Origin of the sequence: Neokomagataea thailandica NBRC 106555, from assembly GCF_001598495.1 — a bacterium.
Classification (GTDB): Bacteria; Pseudomonadota; Alphaproteobacteria; order Acetobacterales; family Acetobacteraceae; genus Gluconobacter; species Gluconobacter thailandicus_A.
The window spans coordinates 73,337-95,262 of the sequence record NZ_BCZB01000013.1 but is presented as its reverse complement, the minus strand read 5'-3'; the positions used below and the strand labels follow the sequence as shown (position 1 = coordinate 95,262).

17 protein-coding genes are annotated in these 21,926 nt (G+C 53.1%); 11 read left to right on the top strand and 6 right to left on the bottom strand.

What is annotated here, in order from left to right:
* From NTH01S_RS05890 to NTH01S_RS05840, 11 genes are all read left to right on the top strand, one after another.
* Positions 1-1,124: toprim domain-containing protein (locus NTH01S_RS05890; RefSeq protein ID WP_245642214.1), on the top strand; the 1,124-nt coding region annotated here is incomplete at its 5' end.
* The gene (locus NTH01S_RS05885; protein WP_068170899.1) at positions 1,117-1,932 is read left to right on the top strand and encodes a DUF3108 domain-containing protein; all 816 of its coding nucleotides are present in this window, start codon (positions 1,117-1,119) and stop codon (positions 1,930-1,932) included. The genes NTH01S_RS05890 and NTH01S_RS05885, both read left to right, overlap by 8 nt.
* Positions 1,933-2,040: 108 nt before the next feature.
* The gene (gene glmU / locus NTH01S_RS05880) at positions 2,041-3,390 is read left to right on the top strand and encodes a bifunctional UDP-N-acetylglucosamine diphosphorylase/glucosamine-1-phosphate N-acetyltransferase GlmU (protein ID WP_068170897.1); all 1,350 of its coding nucleotides are present in this window, start codon (positions 2,041-2,043) and stop codon (positions 3,388-3,390) included.
* Positions 3,390-5,216, top strand: a complete 1,827-nt coding sequence (gene glmS, locus NTH01S_RS05875) for a glutamine--fructose-6-phosphate transaminase (isomerizing) (RefSeq protein ID WP_068170894.1) — start codon at positions 3,390-3,392, stop codon at positions 5,214-5,216. Before glmU ends, glmS begins: the two co-directional genes overlap by 1 nt.
* Before the next feature lie 65 nt (positions 5,217-5,281).
* Positions 5,282-8,251 (top strand): FAD-binding and (Fe-S)-binding domain-containing protein, encoded by a 2,970-nt coding sequence (locus tag NTH01S_RS05870; protein WP_068170890.1) that lies wholly within the window; start codon positions 5,282-5,284, stop codon positions 8,249-8,251.
* Positions 8,248-9,801, top strand: coding sequence for a hypothetical protein (locus NTH01S_RS05865; protein ID WP_068170886.1), 1,554 nt, complete (start codon positions 8,248-8,250; stop codon positions 9,799-9,801). Before NTH01S_RS05870 ends, NTH01S_RS05865 begins: the two co-directional genes overlap by 4 nt.
* Positions 9,802-9,915: 114 nt before the next feature.
* Entirely contained in the window at positions 9,916-10,896 is a 981-nt protein-coding gene (gene thiO / locus NTH01S_RS05860) for a glycine oxidase ThiO (RefSeq protein ID WP_068170883.1), read from the top strand.
* A gap of 25 nt (positions 10,897-10,921) precedes the next feature.
* Positions 10,922-11,119, top strand: a complete 198-nt coding sequence (gene thiS / locus NTH01S_RS05855; protein WP_068170881.1) for a sulfur carrier protein ThiS — start codon at positions 10,922-10,924, stop codon at positions 11,117-11,119.
* A 2-nt stretch (positions 11,120-11,121) separates the two neighbouring features.
* On the top strand, positions 11,122-11,901 hold the full coding sequence (locus NTH01S_RS05850; protein ID WP_068170878.1) for a thiazole synthase: 780 nt from the start codon (positions 11,122-11,124) through the stop codon (positions 11,899-11,901).
* A complete protein-coding gene (locus NTH01S_RS05845) occupies positions 11,898-12,515 on the top strand; it encodes a thiamine phosphate synthase (protein ID WP_068170874.1) in 618 nt (205 codons plus the stop codon). The genes NTH01S_RS05850 and NTH01S_RS05845 overlap by 4 nt, the downstream gene beginning before the upstream one ends.
* 131 nt (positions 12,516-12,646) lie before the next feature.
* Positions 12,647-15,220, top strand: a complete 2,574-nt coding sequence (locus NTH01S_RS05840) for a cation:proton antiporter (protein ID WP_068170869.1) — start codon at positions 12,647-12,649, stop codon at positions 15,218-15,220.
* A gap of 36 nt (positions 15,221-15,256) precedes the next feature.
* On the opposite strand, the gene NTH01S_RS05835 is transcribed toward NTH01S_RS05840, so the two are convergent.
* The 6 genes from NTH01S_RS05835 to tmk form a co-directional block, all read right to left on the bottom strand.
* The gene (locus NTH01S_RS05835; RefSeq protein ID WP_245642212.1) at positions 15,257-16,657 is read right to left on the bottom strand and encodes a peptide MFS transporter; all 1,401 of its coding nucleotides are present in this window, start codon (positions 16,655-16,657) and stop codon (positions 15,257-15,259) included.
* A gap of 488 nt (positions 16,658-17,145) precedes the next feature.
* Positions 17,146-17,976, bottom strand: coding sequence for an MBL fold metallo-hydrolase (locus NTH01S_RS05825; protein ID WP_068170865.1), 831 nt, complete (start codon positions 17,974-17,976; stop codon positions 17,146-17,148).
* Positions 17,973-18,758: a TatD family hydrolase gene (locus tag NTH01S_RS05820; RefSeq protein WP_068170862.1), complete on the bottom strand. Its 786-nt coding sequence runs from the start codon at positions 18,756-18,758 to the stop codon at positions 17,973-17,975. Before NTH01S_RS05820 ends, NTH01S_RS05825 begins: the two co-directional genes overlap by 4 nt.
* The gene (gene metG, locus NTH01S_RS05815) at positions 18,758-20,302 is read right to left on the bottom strand and encodes a methionine--tRNA ligase (protein WP_068170943.1); all 1,545 of its coding nucleotides are present in this window, start codon (positions 20,300-20,302) and stop codon (positions 18,758-18,760) included. Before metG ends, NTH01S_RS05820 begins: the two co-directional genes overlap by 1 nt.
* A 49-nt stretch (positions 20,303-20,351) precedes the next feature.
* Positions 20,352-21,293, bottom strand: coding sequence for a DNA polymerase III subunit delta' (locus NTH01S_RS05810; RefSeq protein ID WP_068170859.1), 942 nt, complete (start codon positions 21,291-21,293; stop codon positions 20,352-20,354).
* On the bottom strand, positions 21,290-21,925 hold the full coding sequence (gene tmk / locus NTH01S_RS05805) for a dTMP kinase (RefSeq protein WP_370664304.1): 636 nt from the start codon (positions 21,923-21,925) through the stop codon (positions 21,290-21,292). The genes NTH01S_RS05810 and tmk overlap by 4 nt, the downstream gene beginning before the upstream one ends.
* Position 21,926: the final 1 nt, after the last annotated feature.

The following is a 21,926-nucleotide window of genomic DNA, read 5'->3' as shown; positions in this document are numbered from 1 at the left end:
ACTCCGCAGGCGGTACTGCAAAGCAGGGCCGTGACCGTCGTTTCCAGGCCATCTTGCCTTTGCGTGGTAAAATCCTGAACGTCGAACGCGCACGCTTTGACCGTATGTTAGGTTCCGCTGAAATCGGGACGCTTATCACGGCACTTGGCACCGGCATTGGTCGTGGGGAAGTCGATCAAGGCGGTTTTTCCGCCGAAAAGCTACGCTACCACAAGATTGTCATCATGACTGACGCTGACGTGGACGGCTCACATATCCGGACACTTCTGCTAACCTTCTTCTTCCGCCAAATGCCGGAACTCATCGAAAACGGCTATCTCTACATCGCGCAGCCTCCACTCTATCGTGCGAAGCGCGGCCAAGAAGAACGCTACCTCAAGGACGATGCCGCTCTGGAGCAATATCTTCTGGATAAAGCCCTGGCCAATGCGTCCCTGCGCTTTGCCGATGACCGTCATTTCACAGGTGAGGCGCTGCAAGATGAAGTCGCCTTCTTCAATCATGCAGCCCGTAATCTCAATCGTATTGCCACCAAAATTCCCGTTTGGATTTTGGAGCAGGCCGCCATTGCTCGCGTTCTGGATGCCAATATCAGCGCATCTGCCGAACACATTGCGGACTTCCAACAGCGCTTGGACAACGCCTCACCAGAAAACGAACGTGGCTGGAAGGTCTCTGCCTCTGAAACTGGCGTTGAATGTGCCCGTTCTATCCGTGGTATCAACGAAATCTACCGTTTGGACAGCGCCATTCTCCGTTCTGCAGAGGCACGCTGGCTTACCGCGGAAGGTCCACGCTTAGCGCGTGACTTCAGTGGCCCAGTCACCCTGACACTCGACCCACACGCACATGAACTCTTTGGCCCAGCCGCCATTATGGATCGTATCCTCACCCAAGGCCGAAAGGGGCTAGCCATTAACCGCTTCAAAGGCTTGGGTGAAATGAATGATGAGCAATTGTGGCACACCACCCTTGACCCAGCGACCCGTACCCTGCTGCAAGTTAAAATCGGTGATGTCGAAGAAGCTGGTCAGGTTTTCTCCACCCTAATGGGCGATGTGGTAGAACCGCGTCGTGACTTCATCGTCGGCAATGCTCTGAAGGTTGCAAATCTTGATGTCTAATCGAACATGGCGGCATGTGATCGCAGCTGCGGTCTCACTTTCAGCATTCACCAGCACAGTCTGGGCGCAAGATTCTGCTCCTATTTCAGGGCCTGTTTCTGCGCATGAAAGCTTCGCCGCCTATGTTCATGATCTGCATGCCTTAAATGCAGATGTTTCCTTTGCCACCCAGCCTTGGGGCTATGGTGGCAACGCACATATTCGCTCGATCGGTATGATTGGGTGGTTTGTACGTATGGACGTAACCGCCCGGATGGAAGGGCATTTCGGGCCGGGCAATACTGTTGCGCCTATTCTCTATGATAGCGCAGGCCTCTCACGCGGTGCGCAGCGTCACGTCCATCTGGACTATCAAAACAACACGCCCACAGTCACAATACATACACCTCCTGAAACCGACCGCGAGCCTGTTCCCAGCAGTACACTGCCGGGAACCATTGATACGTTCAGCGGTATGGTCCGTTTACTCCAAACGATGCGTAATACAGGGCAGTGTAACGGCTCAGCCAATGTCTTTGACGGCGCACGCCTAACACATATTACTGTCCACGGACCTGTGGCCGATAACGTCCCTACAGACCATGATCAGTTGGAGACGGGTGCGGCCTTGCGGTGTGACTTTGTTGGTCAGCAAAGCGCTGGTTTTATTAAAGATTCACCCAACCGCGCCAAAATGGCATCTCCCCAACCTGGGGCTGTTTGGTTCAAAAATGTCCAAGGATTTGGCCTCCTGCCAGTGCGTGTTGAGTTTGAGCACCCGAAACTTGGCCATATCAGTCTCGTTCTACAGACACCCATCACGCACTAAGACCCCCGCACCCTTCAACACCATGCAACAATCGGCAACCTGAAGTGATAGCCAAATGACGTTCAAGAAATTGACGTCAGGCAAGAGGTTGGATACCCGGATGAGAACATGAGCAGCACGCCCCCCTCCCAAACACGCCCCCTGACAGCCATCATTCTCGCTGCGGGTCTCGGAACACGGATGAAGTCATGCCTTCCGAAGGCACTTCACCGCCTTGCGAACCGTCCGATGATCAATCACCTGATTGATACCGTACAGCAGGTTGCAAACCATGTTGTCGTCGTCGTTGGCCCGGATATGCCTGCGCTTGAAAAAGCCGTTCATCCGCACGCAACCGTCACGCAGACCGAGCGTCTGGGTACAGGCCATGCCGCACAAGTAGCGGAACCTTTATTCGGTGATGGGGATGTCATTATTCTTAACGCCGATAACCCGCTCATTTCCAGCGCCACACTGCACCGTCTCTTCAGTGCGCGCCAAGAGGGGCGCGCAGCGCTTGCCATGCTGGGCATGCGCCCGACTGACCCTGCGCGTTATGGCCGCGTGATCGAAGAGAATGGCTCTGTTCAACGCATTGTCGAATATAAAGATGCAACAGACGAAGAACGCAGCATTGGCCTGTGCAATGCTGGCGCTTTCTGTGCCTCCGCAACAGACCTGCGACGTTGGCTGGGGCGCATTAACAACAACAATGCCCAGAATGAGTATTACCTCACCGATGTTGTAGCGCTTGCGGCTGCCGAAGGTACTGTCAGCTGCGTTGTCGCAGATGAAGCCGAACTCGCGGGCGTTAATTCCCGCGCAGAACTCGCACGCGTCGAGCACAGCGTACAACAACGCCTGCGTGCAGCCGCCATGGCCAATGGCGTCACACTCGTCGCCCCGGAAACGGTCTTTTTCAGTGCTGACACCGTCATTGAATCCGATGTCGTTATTGAGCCAAACGTCTTTTTCGGCCCCGGTGTTACAATCCGCTCGCATGCCGTTATCCGGGCGTTCTCGCATCTTGAAAGTTGTACGGTCGAAGACAGCGCAACCATCGGTCCCTATGCACGCCTACGCCCCGGCACACTCTGCGAAGCCGGCAGCCATGTTGGCAACTTTGTTGAGCTAAAAAACGTAACGCTTGGCGCTGGCGCTAAAGCCAATCACTTGACCTATCTGGGTGATGCCAGCATCGGAAACGCGACAAATATCGGGGCAGGGACGATTACCTGCAATTATGATGGCGTTTTCAAACATCGTACAACCATTGGTGCACGCGGCTTTATTGGTTCAAATGCCATTCTCGTTGCGCCCATTTCTATCGGTGATGAAGCGCTCATTGCCGCCGGCAGTGTCATTACAGATGACGTGACCTCTGGCGCTATGGCTTTCGGCCGTGCACGCCAGTCCGAAAAACCAGAACGCGGCCGCGAAACCATGGCCGCTTTACGTAAAAAGAAGGAGCAGGGCTGATGTGCGGTATCTGCGGTGTTGTCGGGCATAAGCCAGCTACTCCAATCGTTTTTGAAGCACTCCGCCGTCTTGAGTATCGTGGTTACGACTCAGCAGGCATTGCCGTACTCAATGATGACGGCCTGATTGACCGCCGCCGTGCGGCCGGAAAGCTCGACAATCTGGGAACAGTGCTTGAGGAAACGCCACTTCAGGGCATTACCGGCATTGGCCACACGCGTTGGGCGACCCACGGCGCTCCGACCACCAATAATGCACACCCACACGCAACGGACCGCGTGGCTGTCGTACATAACGGCATTATTGAGAACTTTGCCGAACTCAAAGCCGAACTTGAGGCCGAAGGGCGCGTCTTTTTATCCGACACAGACACCGAAACCGTTGTGCATCTGGTCGATCATTATCTGCACACTGGTTTAGCCCCTCGTGAAGCCGCTTTTGCGACCCTCAAGCGGCTAGAAGGTGCTTATGCGCTCGCCATGATTTTTAAAGATCATGATGGCCTGCTTATCGGTGCCAAACACGGTGCTCCTTTAGGCGTCGGCTATGGCGATGGTGAAACCTTCCTTGGCTCCGATAGTCTGGCTCTAGCACCACTCGCCAGCCGTATTAGCTACCTCGAAGATGGAGACTGGTGCGTTCTTACCCCCGATGATGTGACTCTCTATAATGCTGAAGGCGATGTGATCACGCGCCCCGTGCACAACGTGGCCTTCATGGCAGGGCAAGTCGGTAAAGACGGCTACCGTCACTATATGGAGAAAGAACTACACGAGCATCCCGTGGCGATCGGGCAGACATTACAGCGTGTCACGGATCCCGCCGCCAAAACTATTGCTCTACCATCCTTACCATTCGATCCAGCACACGTTCCACGCCTCACCATCTCAGCCTGCGGCTCTGCCTTTTATGCCGGTATGGTCGGGCGTTATTGGCTGGAATCTTTAGCCCGCTTACCCGTGGATATTGATGTCGCATCTGAACTGCGTTACCGCGATTTACCCTTGGCTGAAGATGGTGTTGCGCTGTTCATCTCCCAATCTGGCGAAACAGCCGATACTTTAGGTGTCCTACGCCGCCTGAAAGATGCCGGACAAAAGATCGTTTCCGTGTTGAATGTCGAACATTCCACCATGGGACGTGAAAGTGACCTTGTCCTCGGCATGGTGGCAGGACCAGAAATCTCCGTTGCATCTACCAAGGCATTTACTGCACAACTCTCTGTTCTTGCAGCTCTTTCTATTGAATTCGCCCGCGCCCGGGGCGTGATTGATGCCACTCGTGAAGAGAGCCTAACCTCTAGCCTGCTCGACCTTCCTTCACGTGCAGCAGAGGCTCTTGCACGAGGAGATGCCATCCGCGATATGGCACGTATCGTCGCTGAAGCACGAGATGTTCTGTATTTGGGGCGCGGCATTTGTACGCCTATCGCACATGAAGGGGCGTTAAAATTAAAGGAAATCAGCTACATCCACGCCGAGGCTTACCCTGCTGGTGAGCTAAAACATGGCCCGATTAGCTTGATTGATCGTACGGTCCCCGTCGTCGCTATTGCACCATCGGGTATCTTGTTCGACAAAACAGCCTCCAACCTTCAAGAAGCAAAAGCCCGTGGCGCACGTATCTTAGCGTTCACGGATAAAAAGGGAGCACAACAGCTTGAAGGCATAGCAGAACATATTGTTGTGCTTCCCGATGTTGATCCGTTCGTAATCCCCATCCTTTATGCTATCCCTGTGCAAATGCTGGCGTATGAAGTCGCGCTGCTTAAAGGCACAGATGTTGATCAACCGCGTAACCTCGCTAAGTCTGTTACGGTCGAATAATTAACCTAGCAGCCCGACCGTATTTCACCCGGGCGGGTTCCACGATCTGCCCGGGGGAAATAACGATGGGTGATGCACCCTATCTCTCACACAACACTAACCGCCTAACCCTTGCGTCTAGAGACCTAAAACGCTGGACGGCGTATAAATCCGCCCTTGAAGCACATGGGTTTTCTGGTGAGATTACTGACAGCATCGCCGCACGTTTGGTTGGCTCAACCGATAACAGCATTTATCAAAGACTTCCCCTCGCTGTTATTTACCCGAAAACAACAGATGACCTAAATCGTGCCGTTAAGGCCGCAAAAAGCATCGACCTTACCCTCTCTATTCGCGGTGGCGGTACGGGTACCAATGGTCAGTCTTTGACATCAGGCGTCGTGATCGACGTTGCACGCCACCTGACAGCCATTGTTCATTTTGATGAACAGGCCAAGACCATAACCGTTGAACCGGGCGTCATCTTAGCCCGTCTTAATGCGTTCTTGCGGCCATATGGTTTCTTCTTCCCCCCCACAGTCTCAACGGCCACACGCGCCACGATCGGCGGGATGATTGCAACAGATGCCTCTGGAAAAGGATCCCGAATTTACGGGCGCACATCGGACTACATTCAGTCCCTTGATGTCACATTATCAGACGGCTCAGACCTTACCATCTGCGCCCAATCTTCAGAGAATGTTGTTGCCCTATCCGCAAGGACGGATCGGGCAGGGGACGCATACCGTGTTACGCAAGATATTGTGACTAAACATGCCGAGGAAATCCAGTGTGTTTTCCCGGATATGAACCGTGGCTTGACAGGATATAATCTCCAAAAACTCACGGATGAGCAGGGCGGCTTAAATTTAATACGCTTATTAGCTGGATCAGAAGGGACCTTAGCACTCACAAAACAAGCGACCCTACACGTCAAACCCCTCCCCAAATTTCGCCAGCTCCTCGTCATTCGTTATGGACGTTTTCAAGATGCCCTACAGAATGTTCGTACGCTCTTAAAGGCAGAGCCCGCAGCCATTGAAGTGCTCGATGACAAGGTGCTTGCACGCGCCTCACAAGACGTCATCTGGTCCACCCTAGAAACCGTTTTGGGGGCACAAGCCGAACGGCCGGTCGAAGGGATGAGCTTTGTCGAATTCGTTGGTGATGACGCTCAAACCATTGAGAACCAACGTTTGAACGCTCTCTCTTTATTAGAGAGAACAAGCGATGATGTTATTGATTTTAAAACTGTTGCTGACCCTGCTATCATTAATCAGCTATGGGCATTACGCGAGAAATCCGTTGGTCTTCTCGGACGCCCTGAGGGACAAAAGCAAGGTATTGCGTTTGTTGAAGATACCGCCGTTCCACCCGAAAACCTTCCTGAATTTGTCTCCGAATTTCGCGACATTCTAGACCAGCACAACCTCATATACGGCATGTTTGGTCATGCCGATGTGGGGTGCCTCCATGTACGCCCCTATATGGACATGACCAGCGAGCGTGACCGAAAGCTTATTCGCCATATTTCCGATCAAGTCGTCACACTAACACGCCGTTATGGTGGCTTGATCTGGGGGGAACACGGCCGAGGCTATCGCGGCGAATTTTCACCGCTCTACTTCGGTGAAACACTCTACAATGCCTTATGCGATATTAAACAAGCCTTTGATCCTGAAGGACTTTTTAATAGAGGGAAGCTTGCCCGCTCGGGTGAGCGCTACCCTGTAGAGCGCATTGACGCCGTCCCCTTCAAAGGAGCTTTTGATGCGGATCTCGCCCAGGCATCTCGCCGCCGTTACGGTGCAGCCATCAGTTGCAATGGAAACGGGGCCTGCTTTAACCGTGAGCCTGATCAAGCGATGTGCCCATCGTACAAAGCAACCGGAGATAGGCTACAATCCCCCAAAGGACGGGCCACATTGCTCCGCAGTTGGGCGCGTCTACGTTCACTCCCCGATCACGCGCCAGACCGAGCCTTTCTGCCGCGCTTAACGGAAGAGGTCAAAGCAGCACTCGACACCTGCTTGTCTTGCAAGGCCTGCGCAACGCAATGTCCCATTAAAGTGGACATTCCCTCCATGCGCTCTCGCTTTTTGCACGCATATTATGCTTCTCACGCACGAACACTCCGTGACCAAGTGGTTTATATGCTTGAGCCCTTGCTGCGGATAGCGCGGTGCATGCCATCACTCGCCAACATTTTTATGCAAAATGTTGTTTCTAAAGCATTCATTAAGAAAATTGGCCTGATTGACCTACCATTTTTAAGACCAACACGCCTCTTTCGCTATAAACGCGTCACCTCACGCTGGCTCAAACACGCTGCCACCAACCCACATGCCGTAATCATCGTGCAAGATTCCTTCACCGGCAGCTTTGATGGCAGCGTTTTAGAAGCCGCTTACACCACCCTGTCCACACTCGGCTTTGATGTGCGCCTCTCACCAGTGCTGGATAATGGCAAAGCCCGTCATGTACGCGGCTTCACACACGGTTTTACAAAAACCGCTCAACGCGCAGTCGCAGACCTTAAGCGCCTTAGCGTCGCTGGCACGCCGCTCATTTCAGTCGACGCCGCCACCGGCCTGATGTTCACCCAAGAATACACGGAATTAAAAGAAGCCTCTCCTATCCCGCAGGTCACCCCGTTGGAAGCGTTTTTACGCAACGCTATTGAGCAAAAACTCATCTCACCCTGCACCATGCAACCACAAGAGGAGATCACCCTTCTGCCTCACTGCACAGAACAAGGCGCGCGCCCGCACAGCACAACCGATTGGCGCTTTGTTCTCGCCTTCTTCGGCCTTTCCGTAACGCCAGGCAAAGCCGGATGCTGCGGCATGGCAGGCCTCTTTGGCCATGAAGCCGAAAATGCGGCTCTTTCATACCAGATTTTCCAACAAAACTGGGCACAGCAGACCAAAAACCCCGTTCTTGCCACGGGCTATTCCTGTCGATGCCAAACTAAACGCTATACCGGCACACGCCCTCTGCACCCGATTGAATGGCTCGCACAGGCCCTTCACAAGACGGAGAGAACATCTCCATGAGTTCTCGTTTGAAGGTACTCATCGCCATAAGCAGCATTATTCTCGCTTTATTATACCTTGCTCTTGCAACGCATATCAGCAGTCTATGGCCTAAAACCTCGGATCAAGCAGGGTATTTTGAAGCTGGCCTTGCCGTTCTTCACGGGAACTGGCGCTTGCATGGCTGGATGCTCACCGCTTCAAATTTCTGGACCTCAGACATTGCACTCTCTGCGCTTCTGGGCGGGATATGGCATCTCTTAGGGCACCCTGCACAAAGCCCAGTCCTCCTATTTGTACAGCCCGCCATCCTCTGGACCGGGCTGGTTCTGTCAGCCTTTTATATCACCCTCAAACACTTACCCAGCTTAAGCCAGCGCCTTGGCGCTTTGGTCCTTTTATTACCCTGCCTCGCATTCCCCCTGATGCGCTCACCTATGGCGTATTTTATTACACTTTCGGCCATTCACGTCGGTACGGTTATTTACGGCTTATGGGCCCTATATTGGGCTGATAACGCGCTCAAAACACAGCAAAAACGTCCATTATATCTCAGTGCCCTCATGATATGTCTCGGTACCATGGGGGACCCACTGATGGACTACACCGCCACCGGTGCCATCTTGGGCTATGCGGTTCTTTGGCCTCAGACAGCCTCTCGCCAAAAATTCTACCTCATCCTCAACACCATCATCGCTGCCACTTGCGGTAAAATACTCATTGCGCTGAACACCGTGAAAGGCGGCTTTCAAACAGAATCTGCCGAAAGCCGTTTTACGGCATGGGAGTCCTTAGGGCACAACATCAGCACCACTCTGCACGATCTCCTCTTGGTGTTCGGGGCAGATCCATCAGGACGGTTAATCACAGCATCAACACCAGAGTTATTACGCCTCGGCCTCGTGCTTTTAGGCATACTCGCTCTCGGGAGTGCAGCGCGGCAATGGTGGCATACCCGCACAACCAATTTTTCACTCCTGCTCACAGTGTTCGCAGGGTTAAATCTCTGCGCACTCATGTTCAGCAACCGTATAGAACTTGATGGTAACCCCATCGCCACAGCGCGGTATCTTTTTCCGGCATGGGCCGCTCTTTCTTGCCTTATAGCCCTGCATTGGGCACAGAGCCGCTACGCCATATGGCTCGCTTTACTGGTTCTCTACACAACCCTACAGGCGGATAGACACGATCTGCCCCACAATTCAACGGGCATTTTATCTGCTGAGGCAGGGGCGGTCTATCAATCCCTGAACCAAAACGGCCCTTATATCGGAATCGGCTCTTGGTGGAGTTCGCTCAATATCCAAGCCGCCTCTTTACAACATATAAGAGTGATGCCTGGCATGCGTGATGCACAGGGCAATGTTCATCCTTTTTTTCATATTCAACCGAGCTTTGACTGGAGCGAATTATCAGGAAAAAGATTTTTTATTCTTTTACCATCCCCGGAAGAAACCTTCTCAAAAGCAGATATTCTTCATAGCTTTGGTGAACCATCAGAAATACGTAAACTCAGCCATTATGATATTTTGATTTATCCCAACACGCATCTTCTCCCCAAGCCTCACTAAATGTTGCACTAGGATCGCGCGACGGACCGGCCTACAACTTTGCGTCACAACACCACGCCCTTGCGGCCTTGTTCGGCCCAGAAGCGCGCAATCCTGCATCAAGGAGTGCACCTTATGACAAAGCCCAAAATTCTCGTTCGCGGGGCCGGCGTTGCCGGTCTTGTCACCGCCGTTTCTCTCGCAGATCGCGGCGCTGACATTACTCTTTACGACCGAGCCGGACGCATTGGGGCAGGGGCGTCATGGCATGCAGGCGGTATGCTCACACCATGGTGTGAGGCCGAAGCCGCACCAGAGGAAGTCACGCGTGATAGCGCTCATTCCATCGCTTGGTGGAGCGAACACGTCCCCAGCACAACCCATAACGGCAGCCTCGTCGTCGCTCCCGCACGGGACACACCAGAAATCGCACGATTTGGACGCCGCACGCGCCATTTTGAAACCATTTCAGGCCCACGCATTGCGGAATTAGAGCCTGACCTCACAGGACGTTTCGAGCGCGCGCTCTACTTCCCCACAGAAGCTCATGTGGATGCCCGAAAAGCCCTCAGCACACTCGCTGAACGCCTCATCTCACAAGGGCATACTCTGACACTCAACGGCCTAGAACCTCAGAATACCGATTTTGATTGGATCATTGATTGCACCGGCATTGATGCCCGAACCCACGACCCAGACCTCAAAACACGCCTGCGCTGCGTCCGTGGTGAAATGCTTCTGCTAAAATGCCTCGACGTAACACTGCACCGCCCAGTCCGCATGTTGCACCCACGCATTCCCATTTATATCGTACCGCGTGATGACAAAGTTTTCATGGTGGGGGCTACCATGATTGAAAGTGATGATAAACGCGGGATGACCGTCCGCTCCATTACGGACTTACTCAACGCAGCCTATACGTTGCACCCCGCCTTTGCAGATGCTGAAATCCTTGAAGCAAATGCAGGCCGCCGCCCTGCCTTTGATGATAATGTCCCGCGCATTCGACAGAACGGACGCCATATTACCCTCAATGGTATGTACCGACATGGCTTTCTTCTCTCCCCGCATCGGGCACAACAAATCTGTGATATTATCTTCGGCACTGCCGCTTAATACGGTCTGAGGAGAGTTTTTCATTATGCGTATCTTGGTCAATGATGAACAGCGTGATGTTACGAACACCACTCTCGCGACCATCCTGAATGAACTTGGCTATGGCGGCGCACGCATTGCCACCGCAGTGAACGGCACCTTCATACCCGCCAGCCAACGTGATACCGTGACCATCATTGAAGGTGCCTCGCTCGAGGTCCTCGCACCAATGCAGGGGGGCTGACCATGGAATTTTACGGGACACAACTCTCCTCGCGCCTCATGCTCGGCACGGCGCAGTATGACAGCCCGGCACTTCTTGCACAGTCGGTGGAGGCCTCCGGAGCCTCCGTCGTCACCGTGTCGTTACGCCGTGAAGCCGCAGGAGCACAAGCAGGACAGGCATTCTGGTCTTTAGTCAAAAGCCTTGGGGTGCATATTCTTCCCAATACCGCCGGCTGCCATGGCGTTCGTGAAGCCGTCACAACCGCACATATGGCACGTGAAGTCTTTGGTACAGACTGGGTAAAACTCGAAATCATCGGGCAGGGGGACTTGCTTCAACCCGATGTGTTTGGCCTTGTCGAAGCCACACGCATCCTCACAGAAGACGGCTTCAAAGTGTTTCCCTACACAACTGAAGATCTCGTCACCGCAGAGCGCCTGCTAAAAGCTGGTGCCGAAGTCCTGATGCCATGGGGGGCACCTATTGGCTCAGGGCGCGGCCTGAATAATGTGTTTGGCCTCCGGGCATTACGCGCGCACTTCCCAAACACCCCCATGGTGATTGATGCCGGGATCGGTCGCCCTTCACACGCTGCCATGGCCTTTGAGCTCGGCTTCGATGCCGTTCTCATCAATACGGCTGTCGCTAAAGCCGGTAACCCTGTCCGTATGGGAGAGGCCTTCCGCCTCGCTTGTGAGGCAGGATTAGCCGGCTATGCTGCACAACCTATTGAGGAACGTGATATGGCTGTTCCTTCCACCCCAACACTTGGACTTGCCCGGGGGCTCGCTGTCGAATGAAAACCGCATCTGCTTTACCATCCCGCATTTACCCCATCGTTGACCATCCACGCTGGGTCGAACGCCTCGGCAGTGCTGGCGCACGATTTATTCAATTACGCCTGAAAAACCTGTCTGCTGAAGATCTCCGTGCACAGGCAGAAGAAGGGCTGTCCCTTGCTGCCCGTCATAATGTCACACTGGTGCTGAATGACTATTGGGAACTGGCTCTTGAGCTTGGCTACCCTTGGGTGCACTTGGGCCAAGAAGATCTGGATACCGCAGACCTAGACGCCATTCGCGCAGCCAAGATCGCCTTTGGCCTTTCCACCCATTCTCACCCAGAGCTAGAGCGCGCTCTCGCCTGCAAACCTGATTACGTAGCCCTCGGCCCCATTTGGGAAACCACACTCAAAAAAATGGCCTTTGGCCCTCAAGGCGTCGCTAAATTAACCGAATGGCGTAGCCTCTGCGGTTCTATTCCTCTAGTTGCCATTGGTGGCATTACGCTAGAGCGTATGCCAGAATGTTTAAAAGCCGGTGCCGACAGTGTCTCAGCCGTCAGTAATTTTATCCGGCATGATGAACCCGAAACCCAAGTTCAGCGTTGGCTACAAGCAGCAGATGCCGTTTGACGCTATCATCCACATTCTAACACAGTCTTGCCCCGGAATTGACGTGATCTCCTGCAAACAAGACTTCCCCGCGATACCGGGGCCCATTAGGGTGTAAGACATATTCACACTGAGACGGAGAAGATAGGATTATGATGGTGACCGGGCTCGCAGCCATTCTTCTCGCGCTCGCGTTCCTGCTCACGCTGGTAAGCCTTATTCAGCCATTGGCGAAGAAACTCGTCATTTCTGAGGCTGTTCTTCTCGCTCTCGTTGGGATTATCTTAGGTGGCGCGGCTTCGCTTATCATTCGTTCATCAGCCACAGACTTGCTGGATGGTGCGGCTGAAGCCCTCATTTATTTTCCCATTAATAGTGAAGCCTTCCTACTCATCTTCTTGCCCATTCTTGTCTTTCACGGGGCCATGGGCATTGATGTCCGGCGCCTTGCACAAGAAACCGCAACCGTCCTGCTTCTAGCCGTAGTCGCGGTGATCGTCTCAACAGCAACCATTGGCTTCGCTCTATACCCATTTGCCGGACAAAGCCTCGTCGTGTGTTTGCTGCTGGGCTCTATCGTCGCAACGACGGACCCATCCGCCGTGGCGGGCATCTTCCGTGAAATCGGGGCCGCATCCCGCCTGACACGCCTCGTTGAGGGGGAGGCGCTCCTCAATGACGCTGCGGCTATTGCTATTTTCACAATTCTGCTCACTGCTGAAACAGCCCATCAGCACATCCAACTCGGTGACGCAGCCCTTGAATTCCTGACGGCGTTTGGTGGAGCCATCGTTGTTGGCATCTGCCTTGCACGCCTCACTTTATTGCTCATTGCCGGACTAGGCGGCTCCGCAGCCGCGGAAATCACCCTAACACTCGCCTTGCCCTATACGGTTTATATTTTATGTGATGAATTACTGGGCTTCTCTGGCGTTGTCGCTACAGCCGCCGCAGGCTTGACCATCTCTGCTTATGGCCCATCCACCTTCCGCCCACAGGTATGGCGCTCCCTCAACGAAATGTGGGAACATCTCGTTTATTGGGCTGGTTCTCTCGTCTTTTTACTCGCCTCTATGCTCGTCCCGCGTTTAATGATTGGCATGACCCGTTGGGACTGTGTCTTAATTCTCATTGCCTCCGTAGCAGGGCTTCTAGCGCGTGCTGCCGTCGTCTTCGGCATGCTCCCACTTCTAGCAATCACCAAACTTTCTCCCGCCGTTCCTACACCCTTTAAACTCACCATGGTCTGGGGCGGATTGCGCGGCGCCATTACCCTAGCACTCGCCCTCGCGGTGACAGAAAACCAGAACGTCTCAAGCCCCGTCGCACATTTCATCGGGATTATCGCTACCGGCTTTGTCCTCATTACACTGCTGGTGAACGGAACAACCCTGCGCTCCCTAGTCTTATTTCTCAAGCTTGACCAACTCTCACCCGTTGATCAAGCTATTCGGCAGCAGATCCTCGCTATCGGCCTCGGCACCGTGGCAGAACGCACGCGCCAAATCTCGGATGAACTGGGCTTTAGCGAAAAAACCCGCAATGGCGTTATCAGTCGCATTGAAAAACGCGCTGAACGGGAGAGGGCGGCTAATAATTTTGAAACCGTTTTGGGGGACCGCGCACGCGTAAACATCGCGCTCATTACCCTTGCCAACCAAGAGCGCTCTTTACTGCTAGACCTCTTCCGTATTCAGGGCCTCTCACGCCGCGTAATGGAAACACTACTCCGCACGGCGGAATCTATGGCTGATGGCGCACATTTAGAAGGGCGCTATGGCTATGTCCGCGCACTGAAAAAACGCCTGAAACCCACATTGCGCTTTCGCATCGCACAAGCACTGCATAGCCATTTACATATTGATCAGCCACTCATCGCCTGCATGATGGAGCGCTTTGAGATGTTGATCATCGCCCATCTGGTGTCACTCTCTTTGCAGCGCTTTGTACGCCAGCGCCTAGAACCTACTTTAGGCCCTCGCATCACCGAAATCGTCTCAGAAGTCCTAGGCCGGCAACGCAAACTGCTTGATGACGCCCTCGAAACCCTGCGCTTACATTATTCCGGTTATTCTGAAGCACTGGAAAGCCGGATTTTACGCCAGATCGCACTTCGTCTTGAAGATGAAGAATATGGCGCATTGGCCGCTGACAATCTCATTTCGGAAGAAGTCCACCGAGAACTCCACCGTAGCATCGAAACACGCCGTGAACGCCTCAATACACCTCTACGCTTCAACTTAAAAAGCGGTATCGAACAACGCCTCCGTGCTTTTGCAGCTTTTAACGGCGTACCTGATGCCGTGCTCAGCAAACTCTCGCGCCGCGTGTCTCTGCAATTTGTTTCCCCGGGAGAGATACTCTTTCGGCGCGGGCAAAATCCAAGCGTTGTCTATGCACAGGTCGCGGGCCTAGCAGAGGCTCACTTAGGAGAGCAGGACATCCTTTTTGGTAGTGGCGACCTCATCGGCGCTACCTCTATTCTCGAAAATAGCCGCATCCCCGGCACAGTACGTTCACTCCAATTCGGGCATCTTTTGGCCATTCCACGCCCCATTTTTGAGAAAATGGTCCACCACTACCCCATTGTGCGCCGTACAGTTCTAGCCCGCAGCGCCATGCGCTCAGAAGGCACGCTCGAAGCCTATGTCGTTCATACGGATGAAGGAAGTCGTCTCGCCCCGACGCATGACATCAAGAACCTCATTCATCCCAATCCCTCATAAAAAAGCCCCGCTCTGAGAGCGGGGCTTTTAATCTGCTTAAGCGTCTTTCCCTGTCGGATCAAAGACATCCTTAAAGAAAATCGCACATACAAGCAGCACAGCTCCCCCGGCAAATGCCGCCCCCGTATGTAACCACCAGAACGTTAAGTCTGGAATACGGTCAATCAACGTGGAAAGCTTACCAACAATCAAATTCGCTACCGCAAGATGAAGCACAAAAGCGGCGACCAAAATAGTATTCAAGCTCGCTGGCGCAACGCGTGAGAACATCGCCATCCCAATCGCGTAATTCATGCCAAAGCCAATATCATTAAACGTATGGAACGCAATTCCCCAAAGCGGACTCATCGCATGCATACCCGGTGAAAAAATTTCCCCCACGATAAGACATAAAGGACCAAATCCTGCGATAATTGTACTAATCGCCACCTTGGTAATCTCAGCCGGATCTTTCCAAAAACGTGCATACCAACGCCAGAAAGCCAGCACCCATATGGCCGTTAACGTGCTAATCACGGCATCTAAAGAAATAAGACTACTGACCGGAAAATCCCAACCAAACAGCTTGAGTTGATAATGCTCCTGCGCCCAGAGCATGTACCCATCAAAAATTTCCTGATTGGGCAGGGCGGCCAAAGCTAAAACTGGCAGAATCAAAACTAACCCAATCGCCGAACGGCGCTCTTGTCGGGTCAAAGCTACGCGTATTGTTTTACGCTCCTTGAGCGGCGCCTCAGTCGGCAGCCATTTCAGGCCAGCCAAATAAATCACCATGCCTACCAACATTCCCAAACCTGCGGCTAAGAAACCCCAGTGCCACGCATATGCAGCCAAAGCACCGCAGATAAGAGGGGAGACAATGGGGGCCGTCTGGAAGAGCAATTGAAAATACTGATACGCTTCGGAACGGCGAGGGTCATCAACCGCATACAGCCCACCGATTTGCGCCTTCATGCCGCCTGCAGCACCAAATCCCGCAATCAAGCAAATCAGTGCAAACACAAAGCTCCACTCAAAGGACATGAGTAAATGCCCGCAGGTGAGCAAAACCACACCCAGAATAATCGTCCGCGTTCGCCCCAATAGCCGATCCGCAACAATGCCACCTAACAAAGGAACAGCGAAAATCAGCGTTAGGAAAAGGCCCGTAATACCCGCAGCCATCGCTTTCGTGCCAATTGGTGCGTAAATAGCTTTCACGCAGGCCGCCAAAGCACCAAAACCAACCACATGCTCAATGTGACCGGGCTGCAACAATGCGTTGGTCAAATACAACACAAAGATGGACTGCAACCCATACTGCGAAAACGCAACGCAGACTTCTGTAGCAATCAAAAACCACAAACCCAATGGATGGCCAAACAATTGCGGGCCAGTCGTCATCATAGGTGCAGCGCGGCGTTCTGCCGTCACACCTTCAATTGGTAATTCGCTCAAGGGAGTTCCTCGGTCCAGCAGGGATAAAACATGCAGAGCATGTCCGTAGGTGGAACCTGCAGAGAGGTAAAGAGGGAGGGGAGATGAATGGCAAAATGCCACACGCACCAATTAGGACAAAATGCCACAAGTCACTTTTACGAGAGTGGCAAAATGCCATAAATTATCCAATGGCATTTTGCCACTGATAGCGTTGTGGCATTTTGTCCTAAAGTACGAATTCGCCCCATAAAGAACCTATGGCAAAATGCCATTAATCAGACATTCCCATCAAACCAAGCCAATAAACAGCTCCATTTTGAAGCCATACGATCAAAACGAATATCAGTTGCAGCTATAACCAGCGTATGCACGGACAGAGATAATGGAATACACCGAGGAAAGGGTATATTTTTCAGATCGAGGTTTGTCGCATAATATATATTATGCCAACTGATATATGAGAAATCAGCCATTTTCTCACGAAAATACGCCAATTCCTTAGCCATTTAGAGTGTGATCACCATACCATCATAAGCAGGCTCAACACCCTGCGGGAGATCACGACACAACGTCTCGTAATCCATCTCCGGACCCATATGCGTCAAAATCGTACGCCGCGCACCAATACGCTCACGCCATTCCAAAACACGCTCCAACCAACCATGGGCCGGATGCTCTTTGTACTGGAAACAATCGACAAGCCAGGTATCAACCCCTTCCAGCGCAATCAGCGCATCTTCTGAAAGGGTTTCAACATCTGTACAATAAGCGAAGTCCCCTAAACGCATGCCGACAGTCGTGATCTTACCATGACGTTGCTCAAACAATTTCACCTGAAGCCCCGGCAGAAAGAGCGTATCCCCCGCATGCACCAAATGCTCATCAAAAACCGGCCGGAAGTATCCGGGCCCAGTCCATGGCGTGAATGCATATTCAAAGCGCTGCTTGAGTTCATCCAGCACATCTTGCCGCGCATAAAGCGGCAAAGCGGCCTTCAAAACACGGTTGATAGAACGCAACTCATCCAAGCCACTCGTATGATCGCTATGAGGATGCGTAAACAACACAGCATCAACACGACTCAACCCATGATCCAGCATCTGACTTCTAAAGTCCGGCCCTGAATCCACCAAGAGACGAAAGCCCCCCTCACCGGCACCATTCATCGTGTCTGGATAATACGGCTCATCCCCTTCAATAACGATAGAAGACCGTGTTCTACGATTGCGTGGGTTTTGAGGATCACAGCGCCCCCATAACCCTGTCAAGGAGCCCTCCACACCACCAAGCATGGGAACACCTGCTGAGCCACCACAACCGAGAACCGTAATCTTCACGGGGCTATCCTCCGGAATAAACGACGTGCATTTGCCGTTGTTAGTGCTGTGATCTCATCCAACGACACCCCACGCTCACGCGCAAGGCATTCGGCTGTATATTTCACATAACCCGGCGTATTGGGCTTCCCACGCTTCGGCACAGGCGCCAAAAAAGGACTATCCGTTTCCACCAAGAGCCGATCTTCTGGCACTTCACGCGCTGCTTCACGAATTTCAACGCATTTAGGAAACGTCAGCAAGCCGGAGAAGCTGACATATCCTCCCAAGGCCACAGCTGCCCGCGCCAATTTCGGTCCTGAGGCAAAACAATGGATGAGAAACGGAAACGCTCCCTTCCCGCTTTCGTCTTCCAAAATCGCAATCGTGTCATCATCTGCTTGACGCGTATGGATCACAAGCGGCAGCCCTGTTTCTCGTGCTGCCGCAATATGCATCCGAAAAGAGGCCGCTTGCACAGGCCGCACAGCCTCTTCACCATGGAAATAATCGAGACCAGATTCCCCAATCGCAACCACACCGGGCTCATTCGTCCGCGCCACGATGTCTGCAACCGTGACTTCCGGCTCTTCCAGAACGTGGTCCGGATGCGTACCAATCGCACACCAGACCCGCAGATCAGGCCGATCATACGCAACCAGACCAATTTGCTTTGACGCCTCCGAAAAACGTGTTCCGATCGTGATCATACCCGAGAGACCATGCTCTCGGGCTAGATTCAACGCTTCATCCACATCCGTAAGACGGTCCAAATGGCAATGCGTGTCGATCAAACCCGTCATCAGGAATCCTTGCCTTCAGCCTCAACAAAACGCGGGAACAACCCTTGTGGTTTTGGCAACTCACGGCCCGCCGGCAAAGCAGTCGTCAGCGCTTCAATTGTACGCTCCCCTTCCGTCACACCAAGCTGCGTCAACATACGGTCCATCGTCGTTGGCATATAAGGCTGCAACAGTGTTGCAATGGTCCGAATCACGTCCACCAACACGCGCAGCACATCTGCCATACGGTCCGTATCCGTCTTTTTCAGCGCCCATGGTGCCTGACGGTCAATATAAGAGTTCGCGGCACGGATGAGCTTCCAAATTTCTTCTAGAGCTTCATTCAGTGCCAGACGCTCTATTTGCTCCGAAACCACTTCTGGCAGCGCAGAAGCCACCGCTAAAATAGCGTCATCATCTTCCGTGCGCGCCCCTTGTTGTGGCAAAATGCCACCCAAATTACGTGCAACTTGGCTCAATGTGCGCTGACAAAGATTTCCTAAATCATTTGCCAATTCGACATTGGTCCGCGTGATCATCGAACGGCGGCTAAAATTAGAATCACCACCAAACGGTACTTCACGCATCAGAAAGAAGCGCAACGCATCCAACCCAAACTCATCAGCCAGCGCCTTCGGGTCCAGAGCATTGCCCAAAGACTTGCTCATCTTTTCGCCTTCAACGGTCCACCAGCCATGGGCAAACACGCGCTTTGGCAAAGGCAAACCAGCAGCCATCAAGAAAGCAGGCCAGTACACACAGTGGAAACGTGCAATTTCTTTCCCAACAATGTGCAGATCTGCAGGCCAGTACCCTGCCCGGTCTGCATCGGCATCAGGGAAGCCCGTTGCAGTCAGATAGTTCGCCAATGCATCGAACCATACATACATCACATGCTTCGGATCACCCGGAACAGGTACGCCCCAGTCAAAGCTGGTCCGTGATACCGACAGATCACGCAGACCTTGCTTTACAAAACTAACAATCTCACGCTTCGGCCCATGTGGACCAATAAAGTCAGGCTGTTCTTCATACAATTTCAGCAAACGGTCTTCAAAGTCAGACAGGCGGAAGAAGTAAGAAGGCTCCTTGACGCGCTCAACAGGTGCGCCAGATGGTGCCACCATCGTGCCATCCGGCTTTTTAACCAGTTCGTCTTCCACGATGAAGGCTTCATCACGGGTAGAATACCAGCCCTCATACGCGCCCAGATAAATATGACCATTCGCGGCTACCCGCTCCCACAGGGCCGTCGCAGCGCGTTTATGCGCGTCTGACGTTGTCCGAATGAAAAGGTCGCTTGAAACCGCCATATCATCTTGCATCTGGCGAAACGATGCGGAGACACCATCAGCATAAGACTGGGCATCCATGCCCTGCGCCTCTGCTGTTTGCGCTACTTTCTGGCCGTGCTCATCCGTGCCGCTCACGAATAAAACATCATGTCCCTTCAAGCGGTGAAAGCGCGCCAAAACATCCGCAGCAATTGAGGTATAGGCATGCCCGATATGCGGCGCGCCATTAACGTAAAAAATTGGGGTCGTAACCGTGAAGCGCCGCGTCATATTCATTCGTCTTGCCATTATCTTTCTGTCTACACGCGCGAAACCAACCCTAGTTTCCCGCGAGGATCTGAACCACTTGGCGGATCGCCTGCACCTTATCAAGGTTCATCTGTTCCGTCTCTCGTCTCAACGCCTCACATTCCGTAAAATGCCGCGCCAATACTTCAGCCTGAAACACCTCGCCTTGACGTGCCGCATGGCGCGCCTGATCTGCTAATCCCTCGCCTAGCAAATCACACAACAATGCGAAACCGTCAGCATCACGAACAGCTCGCTCAATTTGTGTTAAGAGATCTGTATTAAGGCTTTGACCTTGCAGTATTTTTTTTGACAAATCTGCAATTGCGCCATCTTTATCCGTTGCCAGAAAAAGAGCACGCCCCGGCGCTCCCTGAGCTCGCGCCATTTGCTCCGCCGTTAAATCCGGCAGAACACGTCGCATATCAACATCCCCCAAAGGGGCCAAAGCCAGAAGGCGACAGCGGCTTCGAATTGTCGGCAATAATGCCCCAGGCGCCGCACTGGTTAAGAACAAAACCGTATTCTGAGGTGGTTCTTCCAAAATTTTCAGCAACGCATTCGCTGCAAAACGATTTAGAAACTCAGCGCCATCCACAATAACAACACGCCAGCCACCTTCCGTTGCCGTGTGGTGCAAAAAATCCTGCACTGGCCGAACATCTGCTGCCGTAATCTCTGACCGTAACCGCCCGCGCTTCTCATCCTTAGCCCGCGCAATCACCAAAAGATCGCCATGTGTTCCCGCGGAAATGCGCCGTCCAGCAGGGCTATCGAGGGTTTCCCCCTTCAGCAAAACACGCGCCAAATGAAACGCTAAAGTCGCTTTCCCAATCCCTGCGGGACCATGTAGCAACCATGCATGGTGTAAGCGCCCTGCCTTCAGAGCCTCCTGAAACGCGGCACACGCAACATCATGCCCATAAACACACGAGGCATGACGTGGATCCAAAAGCGCAGCGTCTCCAGTCATGAACGCTGCGACAACGCACTCAACACGGCAGACACCAGCCGTTCCGTCACGCAATCTGGCGCAGCTTCAGCGTCAATCCTCCGCACACGCTCAGGCTCCGCCTGCGCAATATACGCAAAACCCTCACTCACACGCTCATGAAACGCATCGTGCTGATCCTCATAACGATCCCCCGTTCCACCACGAGCCTGCAAACGCGAACGCGCTACATCCCGCGGCAAATCCAGCAGCAGCGTTACATCTGGGTCACATGCGACAAAACGTCGTGCTTCTTGAATAAAAGCCAATCGCTCAGGCGCCGCCTCACCCACACCGTACCCTTGATACGCCAAGGTCGAATCATGGAAACGATCACAAATCACAATCGCACCACGCTCCAGAGCAGGTTTAATTGCGGTATCCAGATGATCACACCGCGCCGCCAGAAGCGTCAAAATCTCCGCACGCCATGACAAAGAGGCTTCACCATGCAGCAATACATTACGCAGCGCTTCGGCCCCAGGCGTGCCACCCGGCTCACGTGTCAGAAGCGTTTCATAACCATGCTCTTGCAACGCAGCAGAGAGCCTACGCGCCTGCGTCGACTTCCCTGCCCCTTCACCACCTTCTAACGTAACAAATAATCCAGACATC

What these genes read in the sequence shown, in the direction of transcription:
- NTH01S_RS05840 (WP_068170869.1), top strand. Translation starts at nt 12,647, where the DNA reads ATGATGGTGACCGGGCTCGCAGCCATTCTTCTCGCGCTCGCGTTCCTG.
- NTH01S_RS05810 (WP_068170859.1), bottom strand. Translation starts at nt 21,293, where the DNA reads ATGACTGGAGACGCTGCGCTTTTGGATCCACGTCATGCCTCGTGTGTT.
- thiS (WP_068170881.1), top strand. Translation starts at nt 10,922, where the DNA reads ATGCGTATCTTGGTCAATGATGAACAGCGTGATGTTACGAACACCACT.
- NTH01S_RS05885 (WP_068170899.1), top strand. Translation starts at nt 1,117, where the DNA reads ATGTCTAATCGAACATGGCGGCATGTGATCGCAGCTGCGGTCTCACTT.
- metG (WP_068170943.1), bottom strand. Translation starts at nt 20,302, where the DNA reads ATGACGCGGCGCTTCACGGTTACGACCCCAATTTTTTACGTTAATGGC.
- NTH01S_RS05820 (WP_068170862.1), bottom strand. Translation starts at nt 18,758, where the DNA reads ATGACGGGTTTGATCGACACGCATTGCCATTTGGACCGTCTTACGGAT.
- NTH01S_RS05850 (WP_068170878.1), top strand. Translation starts at nt 11,122, where the DNA reads ATGGAATTTTACGGGACACAACTCTCCTCGCGCCTCATGCTCGGCACG.
- glmS (WP_068170894.1), top strand. Translation starts at nt 3,390, where the DNA reads ATGTGCGGTATCTGCGGTGTTGTCGGGCATAAGCCAGCTACTCCAATC.
- NTH01S_RS05865 (WP_068170886.1), top strand. Translation starts at nt 8,248, where the DNA reads ATGAGTTCTCGTTTGAAGGTACTCATCGCCATAAGCAGCATTATTCTC.
- thiO (WP_068170883.1), top strand. Translation starts at nt 9,916, where the DNA reads ATGACAAAGCCCAAAATTCTCGTTCGCGGGGCCGGCGTTGCCGGTCTT.
- NTH01S_RS05870 (WP_068170890.1), top strand. Translation starts at nt 5,282, where the DNA reads ATGGGTGATGCACCCTATCTCTCACACAACACTAACCGCCTAACCCTT.
- NTH01S_RS05845 (WP_068170874.1), top strand. Translation starts at nt 11,898, where the DNA reads ATGAAAACCGCATCTGCTTTACCATCCCGCATTTACCCCATCGTTGAC.
- glmU (WP_068170897.1), top strand. Translation starts at nt 2,041, where the DNA reads ATGAGCAGCACGCCCCCCTCCCAAACACGCCCCCTGACAGCCATCATT.
- tmk (WP_370664304.1), bottom strand. Translation starts at nt 21,925, where the DNA reads ATGTCTGGATTATTTGTTACGTTAGAAGGTGGTGAAGGGGCAGGGAAG.